Source organism: Hymenobacter segetis, assembly GCF_038448715.1.
GTDB lineage: Bacteria > Bacteroidota > Bacteroidia > Cytophagales > Hymenobacteraceae > Hymenobacter > Hymenobacter segetis.
The window spans coordinates 54,875-71,240 of sequence record NZ_JBCEVZ010000024.1 but is presented as its reverse complement, the minus strand read 5'-3'; the positions used below and the strand labels follow the sequence as shown (position 1 = coordinate 71,240).

Sequence of the window (16,366 nt, the reverse complement as noted above, 5' to 3'; positions counted from 1 at the left end):
CCGGCGTGCCGTGGCTGGGGCTGCTACTGGGCACGCTGCTGGTGGCGGCCACGGTGCTCACCTTCGCGGTGCTGGATAAATTGCTGCGGCCGTACCTGCGGCCGGGGCCATTGGCGTTGGTGCTCACGTTGTTTTTCGGGCTGGCCTGGTTGGAGCACTGGCTGTGGTTCAGCCACGGACGGGTTGCGCTGCTGCTGGCAGGGGCGGGGGTGCTGTTTGCGGCCCAGCGGGCCGGCCAGCGCGGGGCACTGCTGCTGGGGCTGCTGGCTTTGGGCGCGGCGTGGCTGGTGCGGCCCAGTCTGGCCGTGCTGGGAGTCATTGCCGTGGTGCCGGCGGCCGTGTGGCTGGCGGGAAGCTGGCGGCGGGCGGCTCCTGTTTTGGCCAGCGCGGCGCTAGGCCTGCTGCTGGCCACCAGCATTCTCCACTGGCAGCAAACGCCGGCCGAAGCCCGCGCTCAGCGCCGCGATGCCGCTTTCAGCCGCATTCTGGATTTCGACCAGCTCCGCCCGCAGCCGCGCACCCCTGCCGATAGCCTCGGCACCGCCGCCATCAATCTGTGGCTGCTGGGCGATTCCACGGTGGTAAACGAAGCTCTGATTCAACGCGCCTACCACTTCGATGCAACAGATTTTCTGGCCCACGAAGTGCCCGCCAAGCTGCGCCAGCGGCTCCTGCTGCTAGGGCGCGACTACTTCCCGCTGCTGCTGGCGCTGGCGGCCACGGCCGTGGCCGTAGCCCGCCGCCGGAGGCGTGCTAGTTGGTTCTGGTTGGTGCAGTTGGGGTTTGTTGGAGGACTGGTTTTGCTGGCCGGCTTGTTCAAGCTGCCGCCCCGGCTGGCGCTGCCGCTGCTCGATTTCTGGCTGCTGACCAATGTGATTTTCTGGCTGAGAAAGGCTGAAGGAGTTCCTGAAAGCGAAGCGTCAGCTGGAGCCAAAGCAGCTGAAGAAACTGAAGTGGCACTAGTAGCGGCAAGTCACAACCGTCAGGCTCCTCTCTCTTTTGGGGAGGGACTGGGTGGGAGGTTCTCCCGTCCTGCTACCATCGCAATATTTCTACTAATTACCACCCTCTACGCCGCCAAAACCTGGCACCGCCACCAGGTACTAAGCCGCGAGCTGCAGCAGCACGAAAGTGCCCTGGCTGCCATCAGCCGGCCGGCAGGGCGGGTGCGGGTGTTGGCCGGCACCAACGATTTCCTGAAAAGCCTCTCGCCCTTCCGCCCGTATTCGCCCGGCCCCGGGCCGGTGCTGCTGCTCACCGGCTGGCCCGCGCACGATGCCTCACAGGCCGCACTGCGCCAATCCCTCAGCGGCACCACCGACCAAACGGAGTGCCTGCGCCGGCTGGCCAACCGGCCGGGCATTGGCCCTGATGCTCCCGTTGTGTGGCTGCTCAGCCCGGGCACGGCCGCCTGGCTTGAGCGCCGTACCGCTTTCGATGGCCCCCGGCTGTTATTTTCGTCCCAACGGCCCTTGCCGTCTGCCGCCGCCGATTCGGCAGTCTGGCTGTACCAGGCGGCGCTGCAGTTGAAAAAAATGTAATTTACTGAGGCCCAAAACGGGCTTCAAACCGGGCTGACTGGGGCGAATCTGGCCTTTTTGCGCCCTAATGCCATAATCTTATAACCGCCCCCCTACGGTTGGGGCAGACCTTTGTTGCGCGAAAAGCGTTTCTTCATTCACCCCTCACGCTTTTTTCGCCTCATTTCTATGCAAACCTCCATATCGATAACCCGCGGCGAAGTTCTGCAACAGATGGAAAGCTTCGTGAAATCGAACATGAGCACCTTCCTCAAAAGTGTGGAAGAAAGCTGGCAGCCCGCCGATTTCCTGCCCGATTCGCGCCGCGACACGTTTTTTGACGAAGTAAAAGAGCTGCGCGAAAAAGCCGGCAGCCTCAGCTACGACCTGCTGGCCGTGCTCATTGGCGACACCATCACCGAAGAGGCCCTGCCCAACTACGAGGCTTGGTTCCACGAGCTCGACAACATCAACCGCGACCGCAACAACGGTTGGGCCGAGTGGATTCGGGGCTGGACGGCCGAGGAAAACCGCCACGGCGACCTGCTCAACCGCTACCTCTATCTGAGCGGCCGCGTGAATATGCGTGAGTTCGAAGTGAGCACGCAGTTCCTCATCAACGACGCCTTCGACCTCGGCACGGCCAACGACCCGTACCGCGCCTTTGTGTACACCAGCTACCAGGAGCAGGCCACCAACATCTCGCACCGCCGCGTGGGCCAGCTGGCCCGCACCGCCGGCGACGACCAGCTCTCCAAAATCTGCGGCATGATTGCGGGCGACGAAAACCGCCACGCCCGCGTGTACAAGGCCTTCGTGAGCGAGATTTTCAAGTACGACCCCTCGGAAATGATGCTGGCCTTCGAGGACATGATGCGCAAGAAAATTGTGATGCCGGCCCACTACATGCGCGAAATGGGCGTGGAAATGGGCAAAACCTTCGGCCACTTCACCGATGCCGCCCAGCGCCTGGGCGTGTATACCAGCAACGACTACACCGACATCCTGGACTCGCTCATCGCCGACTGGGACATCGAGCACCTTAAGGACCTGACCGGCGAGGCCGAAAAGGCCCGCGATTACGTGATGGCCCTGCCCAACCGCCTGCGCCGCGTGGCCGACCGCATGCCCGTACCCAAGCTGGAGTACAAGTTCAAGTGGATTAGCTAACCCCGCCCGCTCATCGGGCACGAACTCCGGTTAGCTGCCCGTCAACCGCCGCTTTGGTCGCCCCGTGGGTGCCCGAAGCGGCGGTTTTGCATTCGGGGCTCGGGGTATTGCCATAGGCCGGTTGTTGGGTTGGTATATATTGTTTTGTAAAATACATTGTTGAAATAGTTTAATAAGTGAGAGTCTTTTTTGGTTCTCCGGTGAATCAATATGATACAGCTCAGTTTGTGGTAATGTGCTGGCTATAGGATATTTCGGTTAATAATTGATATTGATTTTAAAATATAGTATTTGGATTATTATTCTTGTAAATAGGCAATCTATATTCGCCGTTTGAATCTGCTGGCCAATTAATTCCGGCTTCGTGGCCGGACCGCTTTGCCTGAGCAGAAATCCCCATCGGCACTGGCTTCAAAGCTGCTGCCAATGAAGCGGCCAGCCTGTTCGGCTACCTGCTGTATTCATCATTATTGTCACCATTCAACCCGTTCGGATGCCCCAATTCTTTACCCAATTCACTACGCTCAAGGCCACGGTAGCCCTCCGGCGTGGCCGCGCGGCCGGCGTGCTGCTGGCGCTGCTGGCCGGCAGCCTGGCCAGCCAGGCCCAGCCCATTGCCGGCCTCAGCCCGCAGGCGGGCGCACCGCTGTTGCGCTCCATAAAGGCCCGGCCGGCTCTCAGCCAGGCCCTGCAGGTGCTGCGCCAGGAGCTGGCCCTGACGACTAACGATGAGCTGCGTCCGCTACGCACCGAAACCGACGAGTTGGGCATGGTGCACCAGCGCTTCCAGCAATACTACCGGGGCGTGAAAGTGGAGCACGGCGAGCTGAGCGTGCACGCCCGCACGGGCCGCATCGAGTCGCTGAGCGGCGAGCTGCTGCGGGCGGCGGCCATGCCGGCCGTGCAGCCCGGATTGTCGGAAAGCATGGCCCTGCAACATGCCCTGCAATCGGTGGGAGCGAAGGTGTACCAGTGGCAGGTGCCCGGCGAGGAGCAGGCCCTGCGCGCCACCACCCACAATGCCAAAGCCACCTACCTGCCCAAAGGCGAGCTGGTGCTGTTGCCCGACACCCGCCAGGCGCTGGCCAGCGCCCCGCTGGTGCTGGCCTGGAAATTCAACATCTACGCCCACCAGCCCGTGAGCCGCGCCCTGATTTACGTGGATGCGCAGACCGGCCAGGTGGTGCTGCGCGATGCCATCATCAAGCACCTGAATGCCACGGGCACCGGGGCCACGCGCTACCTGGGCCCGCGCGCCATCTACGCCGACCAGTTTGGCGGCGGCTACCGCCTGCGCGAGAGCGTGCACGGCAAAGGGGTGGTGACGCTGAACTGCAAGAAATCGAACAGCTATTCGGCGGCCGTCGACTTCGTCGACAACGACAACAGCTGGACGGCCGCCGAGTACGACAATGCCAACTTCGATAACGCTGCGCTCGATGCTCACGTGGGGGCCCAGACGACCCAGGACTACTGGACCACCGTGCACGGCCGCGACTCCTTCGACGACAAGGGCAGCGTGCTGCTCAACTACGTGCACTACGACGACGTGCCCGGCGGTGCCGGCTACGAAAATGCCTATTGGAACGGCACGGCCATGACCTACGGCGACGGGGCCACCACCTTTAAGCCCCTGACGGCGGTGGACGTGTGCGGCCACGAAATCGGCCACGCCGTGTGCGAAACCACGGCCGGCCTGATTTACCAAAACGAGTCGGGGGCGCTGAACGAAGGCCTGTCCGACATCTGGGGGGCCTGCGTGGAAAACCACCTCGACCCGAGCAAGCAAATCTGGCTCATTGGTGAGGACATTATGAAAGCCGGAGGGGCTTTGCGCTCGATGAGCAACCCCGGTCAATACGGCCAGCCCGATACCTACCAGGGCACCAACTGGCAGGCTACCACGGCCAGCCCCACTTCCAGCAACGACTACGGCGGGGTGCACAACAACTCCGGTGTGCTGAACTACTGGTTCTATCTGGTGTGCCAGGGCGGCTCGGGCACCAACGACAAAGGCACGACTTTCAACGTGTCGGGCATCAACATCAGCAAAGGTGCCCGCATTACCTACCGCGCCGAGCGCCTGTACATGCCGGCCAGCTGCACCTACGCCGGGGCCCGCGCCGCCACCATGCAAGCAGCCATCGACCTCTACGGGCTGGGCTCGGCCGAAGTAACGGCCGTGGCGCAGGCCTGGCGGGCGGTGGGCCTGGGCGAAGCTGCCCCCACCATTACGGGCTTATCGGTAGCCAGCGGCACCGTGGGCCAGACCGTCACGCTGACCGGTACCAACTTCGGCACCACCTACCGCGTGCAGTTCAACGGCACCGATGCCACCGTGGCCACGCTCACCTCGACCACCAGCGTAACTGTCACGATTCCGGCCGGGGCCACCACGGGCACCATCGTGCTCACCACGCCCAGCGGCACGGCTACTTCGACCACGTTCACGGTGCTGAACCCGGGCCCGACGCCCACGCTCGTGAGCTTGGCGCCCGCCGGCGGGGCCACTCAGGGCAGCGCCATTACCCTGACCGGTACCAACCTGTCGAGCGCCACGGCGCTGAGCTTCAACGGGACGGCGGCAACCTTTACGGCCGTTAGCGCCACCACCATCACCACTACGGTGCCGGTGGGGGCCACCAGCGGGGCCATCAGCGTGACCACGCCCAACGGCATTGCCAGCATCAGCTTCACGGTGCTGCCGGCGCTTACCTCGTTTTCGCCCACCAGCGGCCCTCCCGGCACAGCCGTTACCATCATTGGCACCACGCTGACCGATGCAGTGAACGTGAAGTTCAACGGCATGTACGTGGCCAACTACACCGTCGTGAATGCCACCACCATCACCACGCAGGTACCGGTGGGGGCCACTACCGGGCCGCTCACGGTGCGCACACCCGATGGCACGGCCACCGGCCCCATCAACTTCACCGTCACGCCGGCGGTGGTGTTCACCAGCTTCGCGCCGGCCAGTGGGCCGGTGGGCACGGTGGTGACGCTGACCGGCCAGGGCTTCACGGGCGCTACGTCGGTGACGTTTAATGGCACGGCGGCGACGGCCTTCACCGTGGCTTCGGACCAGGAAATCTGGGCTACGGTGCCTGCGGCCGCACGCTCGGGCTACATTGCCATCAACACGGCCAGCGGCACGGCTACGTCGAGCCGCATGTATGAGGTGACGGTGACTTCGGGCGCGCCGGTCATCAGCAGCTTCTCGCCGGACAATGGGCCGGTTGGTACATCAGTGCTTATCAACGGCTCGAATCTGAGTGGCGTGACCGCGGTTACCTTAAATGGTACACCCGCCACCTTCAGTGTAAATGGCGGTGGCAACCGCATTACCACCTCCGTCCCCGCCGGGGCAACTTCCGGCCCGATATCGCTCGCTAACTCCGTCGTGACCGTGCTCACCAGCACCGATTTCTACGTAACGCCGGCCAATGACCTGGTGGCCAATGCCATTGCCATTGGCTGCGGCAGCGTGACGAATGGTACCACTTTCGGTGCCACCCACACCGGCGACCCGGCCACGAACTGCACGGGTGCCACCCTCACTACCAACACGGTGGGGGTGTTCTACAAGTTTGTGGGCCAGGGCGGTAACGTAACGGTGGGCACTTGTGCCAATGCCAGCTACGATGGCCAGGTGGCCGTGTACAGCGGCCCAACCACCAGCCTGGTGTGCGTGGGCGGCGACGACGATGGCTGCGGCGCGGGCGGCGGCGCGGCCACGCTCACGTTTGCGGCCACGGCGGGCACCACTTATTACATCTATGTAACGGGCTACTACAACAGTGCCAGCAACCCGGGCGTGGGCAACTTCACCCTCACGCTGACCTGCGCCGACCTGCCGGTTATCAGCAGCTTCACGCCCACCAGCGGCCCGGGCAGCACCAACGTGGCCATCACCGGCAGCCGCTTCACCGGGGCCACGGCCGTGAGCTTCAATGGCACGCCGGCCACCTTCACGGTGAATTCGGCTACCAGCATCAGCACCACGCTGCCCACCGGAGCCACCACCGGCCCGATTACGGTGCAGACGCCGCTCGGCACGGGCGTGTCGGCCAGCTTCTTCACGGTGCTGCCACCCGCTATCAGCGTCTTCACGCCGGCGCTGGGGCCGGCCGGCACCACGGTGCTGATTACGGGCAGCAACTTCACCGGCATCTCGGCCGTGCGCTTTAATGGCGTCGATGCGGCCAGCTTCACCGTGAATTCGCCCACGCTGATAACTGCGACCGTGCCAGCCACGGCTACCACCGGTACGGTGGCAGTAGTGGGCAGCGGCGGCACCACCACCACGTCGGCTTCGTTTGAGGTGCTCACGCTGTTTATGGGCACCTATAATCAGTGTTTGAGCACTACGCCCATCAGCAGCACCGGCACCGGTACCTGGCAGTGGCTGCGCGCGGCCAACGGCCAGCTGGTGGCCGCCATCAATGACCAGGGCTTTGCGCTGGGGCAGGTTTCGGCCGAATTTACCCTCAACCAGGGCAGCGTGCGGGTCGATGGCCGCGGCAATGAATACCTCGACCGCAACTGGCACCTCATCACCCAGAACCAGTTCCCGGGCCGCAACGTGCTGGTGCGCTTTTACGCCGCCAACGCCGACTTTAGCACCTACATGGCCGTGAACGACGGCGACGCTTCCGATGCCACCAGCCTCACCCAGCTTCGCCTCACGCAGTATCGGGGTGCCAACGAAGACTGCCAGATGGCCAACAACTCGACCCCGCGCGAACTGCGCCTGCTCACGCCCGCCGCGCCCATCACCCCGGCCGGCAGCAACTGGTTTGCCCTCGAAGCCACGGTGGCCGACCATTTCTCGGAGTTCTACATCAGCGGCAATAGCATCACCCCGCTGCCCGTCGAGCTGGTGGCCTTCTCGGCCGAGCGTATCGGCTCGCGGGTGCTGGCCCAGTGGCGCACTGCCCAGGAACTCAACAACCAGGGCTTTGTGCTGGAGCGCTCAGCCGACGGCCGCAGCTACGCCGATGCTTCGACTTTGCTGCCCGGCGCGGGCAGCAGCACGGCGGCGCACGCCTACTCGTTTACCGACGTGGCCGCCCCCGCCGCCGCTACCTACTACCGCCTGCGTCAGCTCGATGCCAGCGGCGCGGTGGCCTACTCGCCCGTGGCGGTGGTAGCCGCCGTGGCGGCTTCGGCCACTAAGCTGGTCTGCTTCCCGCAGCCGGCGCACACCGGCACTACTGTAGTTGGTGCCATGCCGGGTGCCCGCCTCACGCTCTCCGACGCGCTGGGCCGCACGCTGGCCACCACCACTGCCAGTGCCGATGGCCGGGCCGAACTGGCCCTGCCCGCCGGCCTGGCCGCCGGGGTGTACGTGGTGCGCAGCGGCACCCAGGCCACCCGCTTGGTGGTTGAGTAAGCTGACCCGCGCCGCCTGACGGCAGCCCCATAAAAAACGCCCCGGCCTTATGGACCGGGGCGTTTTTTATGGGGCTGCTGTTTGTTGGTGAATCAGGCTGCCTGCGGCTCGGCCCGTGCCGCCTCGTAGCCCACCAGCGCCGCCTTGCGTGTGCTGCCCCAGCGGTACTGCCCCAGCTCGCCGGTGCCGCGAATGACGCGGTGGCAGGGGATGAGGTAGGCCACCGGATTGGCCCCGATGGCGGTGCCCGCCGCCCGCACGGCCGCGCCGCGCTCGGCGGCTTCGGCCAGTTGGGCGTAGGTGCGCAGTTCGCCCTCGGGCACCCGCAGCAGCGATTCCCAGATTTTGAGCTGGAATGGCGTGCCTTTCAAATGCAGGTGCAGCCGGGCGGTGGGAGGGAAGTCGCGGGTGAAAAACTGCGCCACCTGGGCGTGGGCACCGGTTTCTTCAGCGGCAAGCGTGGCATTGGGCCACTCCGTCCGCAACTCGGCCAGCGCGGCAGCTTCGTCTTCGATGAAGGCCAGCTTGCAGATACCTTTGGCGGTGGAGGCCACCAGATAAGGGCCGAACGCGCTTTCACCAAAGCTGTATCGAATGGCCAGAGCAGCCCCACCGTGGCGATATTCGCCGGGCGTCATGGCTTCCAGGGTCACGAATAAATCGTGCAGGCGGCCGGTGCCGGAAAGGCCGGTTTCATGCGCCGCCTCAGCCACCGAGGCTTGCTGGCGCAGCAGCTGCTTGGCGTGGTCCAAGCTCAGGTATTGCAGGAATTTCTTGGGCGACACGCCGGCCCATTCCTGAAACTTGCGCTGGAAATGAAACGGGCTCCAATGGGCCTGCCTAGCCAGCTCATCAAGGTCGGGCTGGGTTTGGAAATGGGCCTGGGCGTAGGTGAGGGCGGCGGCGATGCGCTGGTAGTCAGTCATGGGAATGATTCGCTGATTGACTACAAAATTCGCACTGGATGAGCAGGGTAGAAACCCGATTCTTGCGCAGTTTGGGTTGAGAGGGGAACTCTGAAATAAAAAGAACGTCATGCTGAGCGCAACCGAAGCATCTCTACCTCAGAAGTAAACCCATTCGATTGGATTACTTCTGAGGTAGAGATGCTTCGGCTGCGCTCAGCATGACGTTCTAATGTAACTGAGTCGAGTAGCGGTTTACTTTTCCACTCGCACGCCTTTCCAGAACGCTACGCGGCCTTTGATTTCCAGGGCAGCGTCCTTGGGCTCGGGGTAATACCAGGCGGCATCTTTGTTTTTTTCGCCGTTCACGGTCAGCGAGTAGTAGCTGGCGCGGCCTTTCCAGGGGCAGCTGGTTTGGGCGATGCTGTCTTCAAAAAACTCCTTTTTGATGGAATCAGCGGGGAAATAGTGGTTGTTCTCGATGACGACGGTGTGGTCGCTCTCGGCCACAACGGTGTTGTTCCAGATGGCTTTCATTGGGTGGGATGTAGCGAAAGTGTCATTCCGAGCAGAGCGAGGAATCTGGAGAATGCGGTTATCACACCTCAGATTCCTCGCTCTGCTCGGAATGACAGATGAGCCAATTGAACATTGCCCGCACCGTGCTTGTTTTCCAAGCCTATCCTGAAAGAGAAATTATATGGCCGTTGGCTTCCGCTTCCGCGATTTTGTGCCCGAAGACCAGCCCGAGAAGGGCTTCGAGTCGTTGTTTAAGCTGTTCATGCAGCTCGTTACCATCACCTCCGGCGACGTAGGCGAGGCCCTACAGTGGCTCAATGAGCTCGACAAGCAGTACGGCCTCACCGATGACAACTACGGCATGGGCAACTTCATCGATGACCTGAAAAAGAAGGGCTACATTGATGAGAATGAGCAGCAAAAGGGCGAATTCAAAATCACGCCCAAGACTGAGCAGGGCATCCGCAAGAGTGCGTTGGAGGAGATTTTCGGCAAGCTGAAAAAGAGCAGCACCGGCAACCACCGCACGCCCCATACCGGCCAAGGCGACGAGCAGAGCACCGACCTGCGCGAGTTCCGCTTCGGCGACTCGCTGGAGTCGATTCAGATGACCGAATCCATCCGCAACGCCCAGCTCAACCACGGCATGGAAAGCGGCGAGTTCATGCTGACCGAGGGCGACCTGGAAGTGCGCGAAAACGAGCACAAGTCGCAGACCAGCACCGTGCTGATGATTGACATCTCGCACTCGATGATTCTCTACGGCGAGGACCGTATCACGCCCGCCAAAAAAGTGGCCATGGCTCTGGCCGAGCTCGTGAAGCAGAAATACCCCAAGGATTTCCTCGACGTCATCGTGTTTGGCAACGACGCCTGGCAGATTGAAATAAAGGATTTGCCCTATCTGCAAGTGGGGCCGTACCACACCAACACCGTGGCCGGCCTGGAACTGGCCATGGACCTGCTCCGCAAGCGCAAAACGCCCAACAAGCAGATTTTCATGATTACCGACGGCAAGCCCACCTGCCTGAAAGAGCCCGGCGGCTACTACAAAAACTCCTTCGGACTCGACCGCAAAGTGGTGAACAAGACCCTGAACCTGGCCGCCGCCGCCCGCCGCGTGAAAATCCCCATCACCACGTTCATGATTACCTCCGACCCGTATTTGCAGAAATTCGTGGAGGAATTTACGGAGGTGAACCAGGGCAAGGCCTATTATTCGGGCCTGAAAGGACTGGGGCATCTGGTGTTCGAGGACTACAAGAAAAACCGGCGCAAGACGCTGTAAAACCCTCTTTTTCTGTCATGCTGACGAAGGAAGCATCTTATCACGGCGGCCTTTTTCAGTTCTCTTAATGCAAACGGCGCGGACGTGATAAGGTCCTTCGCGCTGCTCAGGATGACAATTTAACCCATTTCATGGCCAACGACCAGCTTCCAACCAACCATTCCGCACACATCACCACTTTGGGCCAGCTGAAAAAGTCTGGCTACAAGCCCCGCACCGTGAAAGCCGAGTTGCGGGAAAACCTTATCCGCAAGCTGCGCCTCAAGGAGGACGTGTTTCCCGGCATTTTCGGCTACGACGAAACGGTGATTCCCGAGTTGCAGCGCGCTATTCTGGCCGGGCACCACATCAATTTGCTGGGCTTGCGCGGGCAGGCCAAAACCCGCATTGCGCGGCTGCTCATCAACCTGCTCGATGAGTACATGCCCGTGGTGGCCGGCTCGGAGCTGAACGACGACCCGCTGCAGCCGCTGTCGGTGTTTGCCAAAAACCTCATTGCCGAGCACGGCGACGACACGCCCGTGACCTGGATGCACCGCAACGACCGGTACACCGAGAAGCTGGCCACGCCCGATGTGTCGGTGGCCGACCTCATCGGCGATGCCGACCCCATCAAAGCCGCCACGCTGAAACTGCCGTACTCCGACGAGCGGGTGATTCACTTCGGACTCATTCCGCGGGCGCACCGGGGTATTTTCGTGATTAACGAGCTGCCCGACTTGCAGGCCCGCATTCAGGTGTCGCTGTTCAATATTTTGCAGGAGGGCGATATTCAGATTCGCGGCTTCAAGGTGCGGCTGCCGCTCGATATCCAGTTTGTCTTCACGGCCAACCCGGAGGACTACACCAACCGCGGTAGCATCGTGACGCCGCTCAAGGACCGGATTGATGCCCAGATTATCACGCACTACCCGAAGTCGATTGAAATCGGCAAGCGCATCACCAAGCAGGAAGCCCGCATCAAGGACGAGCAGAAGGGCATGGTGACGAGCAACGAAGTTATCCATGACCTCGTGGAGCAGGTGGCTGTGGAGGCACGCGGCTCCGAGTTCGTGGATGCCAAATCGGGCGTGTCAGCCCGCCTCACCATCTCGGCCTATGAGCAGGTGATTGCGGGGGCCGAGCGCCGGGCGCTGGTGAACGGTGAGAGCAATACCTACGTGCGCCTGGGCGACTTCATTTCGGCCGTGCCGGCCGTGACGGGTAAGGTGGAGCTGGTGTATGAGGGCGAGCAGGAGGGCGCGGGTATCGTGGCCGAGAAGCTGATGGGCAAGGCCATCCGCACGCTCTTCCTGAATTATTTCCCCGACCCCGACAAGAGCAAGAAGCTCAAAAACCGCCCCTCGCCCTACAAAACGGTGCAGGAGTGGTTCGGCAACGGCCACACGCTGGATTTGCTGCACGACGCCAGCACCGAGGACTATAAGAAAGCCCTCGACCTAGTGCCCGGCCTGCGCGACATCGTGACCGAGCTGCACCCCAACGAAACGCCCGAGCACACTTATTTCCTCATGGAATTCCTGCTCCACGGCCTGAGCGAGCACAGCCTGATTTCGCGCAACCGCCTCACGGCCGGCGCGCAGTTCAAGGACTTGCTCTCCTCGATGTTCACCATGCCCAGCTTTGGGGATGGCGATGAGGACGACGAGGACGAGGAGGAGAAGCCGCGCCGCCGCCGGTAGGGTAGTAGCGCGGACTTTTAGTCCGCGACTAAACTGAAGAAGCCCCGCGTACCCACCGGTATGCGGGGCTTTTGCGTGTTCCGGGATTCTGTTTTTTTGCGAATCGAGTTGCTCAAGCCCCCAATTTTTAGCCGCTCCGCCCGCCCTAAATGCGACTGCTGCCCGGCGGCATCGTAGTTTTGGCCGCTCGCCGTTTTCTGCGCCATGAACCCTCCGCTTCCCATCCAGTTTGCCTACCGTCCCGACCTGGACCTGTTCACGGCGCGTTGGCTCACTTTTCACACCCACAGCACAGAACGGTCCGAGTACGAGGCCGTGCTGCGAGCACCGGAAGCCCTGGGCACACCGCACTGGCTGTTTGACGTACGCCGCCGCCCCACCACCAACGCCGACGCCGCCCGCTGGGTCACCACCGACTGGCTGCCCCGGGCCGCCGCCCTGGTGCGCCCGGCTCACCTGCGCCTGGCTTTCCTGGTAGCGCCCGTGCGGGCCGAGAACCTGCGCGCCGATGATGAGCTGCGCGCCGTGATGGAAGCGGCCTACGCCGCCACCGATGCCTTTGCCCTGCGCACTTTCACCGATGAGGGCGCGGCCGTGGCCTGGCTGCTGGGCCAGCTGGCCTAGCCGATTTGCGAGGTAGCGTTTCCCTTTCCGGCGGGCCGCCACAGGAAATCAACAGGAAGGCCGCCGATTATTGTCCGGTTATCATTCCAACTTGCTGATGAAAAAAATCGCGGAAATCACCCTGCTCTTCTGGATAATGAAGATTTGTGCCACCACGCTGGGCGAAACTGCCGGCGACCAGCTGGCCCAGACCATGAAGGTGGGCTACGGCACCAGCTCGGTTATTTTGCTGGGCTTTTTTGTGGTGGTGCTGGCGGGGCAGCTGGCCGTGTCGCGCTACATTCCGGCCCTGTATTGGGCCACCATTCTGGCCACCAGCACGGCCGGCACCACCATTTCCGACTATATGGACCGCACCCTGGAGCTGGGCTACGCCACCGGCTCGCTGATACTGGTGACCCTGCTGGGGCTGGTGCTGGGCCTGTGGTGGCTGCGCGAAAAATCCCTGTCCGTCACCGACATCAAAACCCGCACGGGCGAGGTGTTCTACTGGGCGGCCATTCTGGTGTCGAACACGTTGGGCACGGCGCTGGGCGATTTCCTGGCCGATGATTCCGGGCTGGGTTTTGGGGGCGGGGCCCTGCTCATCGGCGGTGCGCTGGCGGTGCTGGTGCTGGCGTATTACTTCACCGGGATTTCGCGGGTGCTGCTGTTCTGGGTGGCGTTTGTGCTCACGCGGCCGTTTGGGGCCACGTTTGGCGACTTGCTCACCAAGCCGGTGGCCAAAAACGGGCTGGGCTTCGGCACCCAGGGCTCCTCGCTCATCCTTTTCGGCCTGCTGGTAGCGCTGGTGCTGTACGAAACCTTCCGCAAGCAGCCGGAGGCCGGGGTTGAGCCCGACCGCCTCGCGCCCCGCTAGGCCGTGCCGCCGGGCCGGTTGCGCAGCGCTCGGGCCATCATTTAGCCCGTAGTATACGTACAGGCCCCCAAAGCCCGCCTTATGCTCCCTCGCCCGCAGCCGCCGCTCCCTTCTTCCTTCGATGCCGATGAGCGCCTGCGCTGGGTCGAGCGCGTGGCCCGGCTCATGGACAGCCAGTTCCGGCTGCCCGGCACCCGCTTCCGCTTCGGCCTCGACCCGCTGCTGGGGCTGCTGCCCGTGGTCGGCGACCTGTCCACCACTGTGGTTTCGGTAGCGTTGCTGATGACCATGTTCCGGCACGGGGCCAGCGGGGCCGTGGTGGTGCGCATGGCCCTCAATATCCTCATCGATACCGTGGTGGGCGGTATTCCCATCCTCGGCAACGTGTTCGATTTCGCCTACAAAAGCAACGAGCGCAACGTGGCCCTGTTGCGCCGCCACTACGCCGAGGGCCGCCACAGCGGCAGCGGCCGGGGCCTGATAGTACTGCTGCTGGTGGTGCTGGTGGCCGTGGTGGGGCTAGTGGGCTGGGGCAGCGTGGCGTTGCTGCGCTGGGGCTGGCATTATTTCAGTTAAGAGTTAAGAGTTATGGGTTGGGGGCTGGGCGATTTTAACTCCTAACTGCTAATTCTTGACTCACAATTTCCCTGTGCCCAGCCAGCGTGCCACCGGGTAGCGGTTGTGGCCGGGCTCGTGGTAGGCCGAGTTCAGGTACACCCACTCCAGCTGGGCGGGGCCGTTGGCGGCGAAGGCGGCGTTATCTTTTTTGAGCTTTTCGAGGCGCTCGCGTAGGGCGGGGTCGCGGCGCAGCAGGTCGGCGGCCAGGTCCTCAAATACGTAGTCGGAGTAGTGCTCCTTCTGCTGCAGCACGCTATCGAAAAAGCCCCAGGCGAAGAACGAATCGGTGGCCTGCGGCTCCAGGGTCTCCATGAGGTAGCGGGTGGGCGCGGCTTCATTCAAATAAACCACCAAATCGCCGGGGTGGAAAGTGACGGTTTCTGGCCGGGTTTGCAGGCGCACCTGGCTGTGCACGTAATGGCCCTCGAAGGGCCGGGGCGTGGTTTTGAAATCCTCGAAATAATAGACTTCCACTGGCGCGGTCACCTCGCGGGCCAGCGGCTCCAGCGTGGCCCCGTTGCGGCGCAGGCGCTCGGCCACCTCGGTCCAGGCTTTGGGGATGATGTAGGCGGTGGGCCGGCTGGCGGTGGTGGTGGGTTTGAAGGTATTGAAGTACTGCACCGGCCGGGTGAAGGGCGCGGCGCGGTCGTAGTACAGGCGCGGCTGGCCGCTCACTTCGCTGGGCTTCATCTTGCCCTCGTAGCCCCGGAACTGCACGGTTTCGGGCGTGCTTTCATCCAGCGCCCAGGTGAGGGGGAAGGCGGTTTGGGTGGCCATGTCGGCGGTGGCTTTGGCGCGGGCGGCGGCCAGGGCGGGGGCCTGCTGCCCCACAGTTTCGAGCATGGTCAGCAGGAAATCATAGGTGGAATGCACGCGGGGCGCGAAAGCCTTGAGCATGTGCGTCTCGGGCATGAAGCCGATGGTGTTGAACAGCGCCGCGTAGCCGGTGGAGTAGCGCGGCGTTTCGAGGAAAGCCCGCAGGCCGCTCTCCGGGGTCTGGCCTTCAAAGTCGACGTAGGGCGTCATCGGCCACTTCTTTTTCTCCATACTCTTATACAAAGCAGGCAGCATCTGCCCCTGCAGATAAGTGCCCAGCGCCGGGGCCAGCTTGCTGTGCTGGGTGGCAATGAGCGTCATGGTGTACTGGTAGTCGGCCCCATTCGACGTGTGCGTTTCCACAAACACATCGGGCTGCCACTTCTGAAACAGCGCCGCGAAGGACTGCGCGTTGCGCGATTCCTGCTTGATGTAGTCGCGGTTCAAATCCAGGTGCCGCGCATTGCCCCGGAAGCCGTAGGCGGCCGGCCCGTTCTGGTTCACGCGGGTGGTGGAGTTGCGGTTCAGCATCCCATCAATGTTATACACCGGCACGATGACCACCGTCACCTGTTCCAGCAGCTTCGCCAGCGACTTCTGCTGCATCATATCCCGCGCCAGCATCATGCTCGCGTCGATGCCCTCCGGCTCGCCGGGGTGAATGCCGTTCTGGATGAACAGAATGCGGCGGTTTTTGCGGCGGGTGCTGGCCGGGTCGGCATCGCCGTCGGCGCTCAGCACTACTTCGTGCAGCGGCAGGCCCGCGTCGGTCGGGCCGGCCTCGGCCAGGTGCAGGTGGGTGGGATAGGCGGCGGCCAGCTTCTGGTAGTAGGCGAGGCACTCGGCGTAGGTGGCCGTGGTGTTGCCGGCTGGGTCGTTTTCAAACGGCGTGCGCCAGGCCGGGGCGGGCGCGGGCAGGGTGGGAGCGAGGGTCATGAGCGAAGCAAGGAGAAAGGCGAACATAGCTGCAAAG

General features: G+C 62.8%; 11 protein-coding genes. 8 read left to right on the top strand and 3 right to left on the bottom strand.

Features of this window, described 5'->3' with window-relative positions; all coding sequences use genetic code 11:
- From AAFH49_RS11765 to AAFH49_RS11755, 3 genes are all read left to right on the top strand, one after another.
- Nucleotides 1-1,541: hypothetical protein (locus tag AAFH49_RS11765; protein WP_342298303.1), on the top strand; the 1,541-nt coding region annotated here is incomplete at its 5' end.
- Nucleotides 1,542-1,709: 168 nt separating this feature from the next.
- A complete protein-coding gene (locus AAFH49_RS11760; RefSeq protein ID WP_342298301.1) occupies nt 1,710-2,690 on the top strand; it encodes an acyl-ACP desaturase in 981 nt (326 codons plus the stop codon).
- Nucleotides 2,691-3,183: 493 nt separating this feature from the next.
- The gene (locus AAFH49_RS11755) at nt 3,184-8,082 is read left to right on the top strand and encodes a M4 family metallopeptidase (protein ID WP_342298299.1); all 4,899 of its coding nucleotides are present in this window, start codon (nt 3,184-3,186) and stop codon (nt 8,080-8,082) included.
- 92 nt (nt 8,083-8,174) lie between these two features.
- Here the strand turns inward: AAFH49_RS11755 and AAFH49_RS11750 are convergent, their stop codons facing one another.
- Together AAFH49_RS11750 and AAFH49_RS11745 are read right to left on the bottom strand one after the other, a co-directional pair.
- On the bottom strand, nt 8,175-9,008 hold the full coding sequence (locus AAFH49_RS11750) for a bifunctional transcriptional activator/DNA repair enzyme AdaA (protein ID WP_342298298.1): 834 nt from the start codon (nt 9,006-9,008) through the stop codon (nt 8,175-8,177).
- A 234-nt stretch (nt 9,009-9,242) separates the two neighbouring features.
- Nucleotides 9,243-9,524, bottom strand: a complete 282-nt coding sequence (locus AAFH49_RS11745; RefSeq protein WP_342298296.1) for a DUF427 domain-containing protein — start codon at nt 9,522-9,524, stop codon at nt 9,243-9,245.
- A gap of 163 nt (nt 9,525-9,687) precedes the next feature.
- Between AAFH49_RS11745 and AAFH49_RS11740 the strand changes: the two genes are divergently transcribed.
- From AAFH49_RS11740 to AAFH49_RS11720, 5 genes are all read left to right on the top strand, one after another.
- Complete coding sequence (locus tag AAFH49_RS11740) at nt 9,688-10,794, top strand: vWA domain-containing protein (RefSeq protein WP_342298295.1); 1,107 nt, start codon at nt 9,688-9,690, stop codon at nt 10,792-10,794.
- A gap of 131 nt (nt 10,795-10,925) precedes the next feature.
- A complete protein-coding gene (locus tag AAFH49_RS11735) occupies nt 10,926-12,476 on the top strand; it encodes a sigma 54-interacting transcriptional regulator (protein ID WP_342298293.1) in 1,551 nt (516 codons plus the stop codon).
- Between the two features lie 204 nt (nt 12,477-12,680).
- A complete protein-coding gene (locus AAFH49_RS11730; protein ID WP_342298291.1) occupies nt 12,681-13,100 on the top strand; it encodes a hypothetical protein in 420 nt (139 codons plus the stop codon).
- 97 nt (nt 13,101-13,197) lie between these two features.
- Nucleotides 13,198-13,959 carry a COG4705 family protein gene (locus AAFH49_RS11725; protein WP_342298289.1) on the top strand — a complete coding sequence of 254 codons (762 nt, stop codon included), beginning with the start codon at nt 13,198-13,200 and terminating at the stop codon, nt 13,957-13,959.
- 81 nt (nt 13,960-14,040) lie between these two features.
- Nucleotides 14,041-14,535, top strand: a complete 495-nt coding sequence (locus AAFH49_RS11720) for a DUF4112 domain-containing protein (protein WP_342298287.1) — start codon at nt 14,041-14,043, stop codon at nt 14,533-14,535.
- A gap of 60 nt (nt 14,536-14,595) precedes the next feature.
- Here the strand turns inward: AAFH49_RS11720 and AAFH49_RS11715 are convergent, their stop codons facing one another.
- On the bottom strand, nt 14,596-16,329 hold the full coding sequence (locus AAFH49_RS11715) for a M14 family metallopeptidase (protein WP_342298286.1): 1,734 nt from the start codon (nt 16,327-16,329) through the stop codon (nt 14,596-14,598).
- Nucleotides 16,330-16,366: the final 37 nt, after the last annotated feature.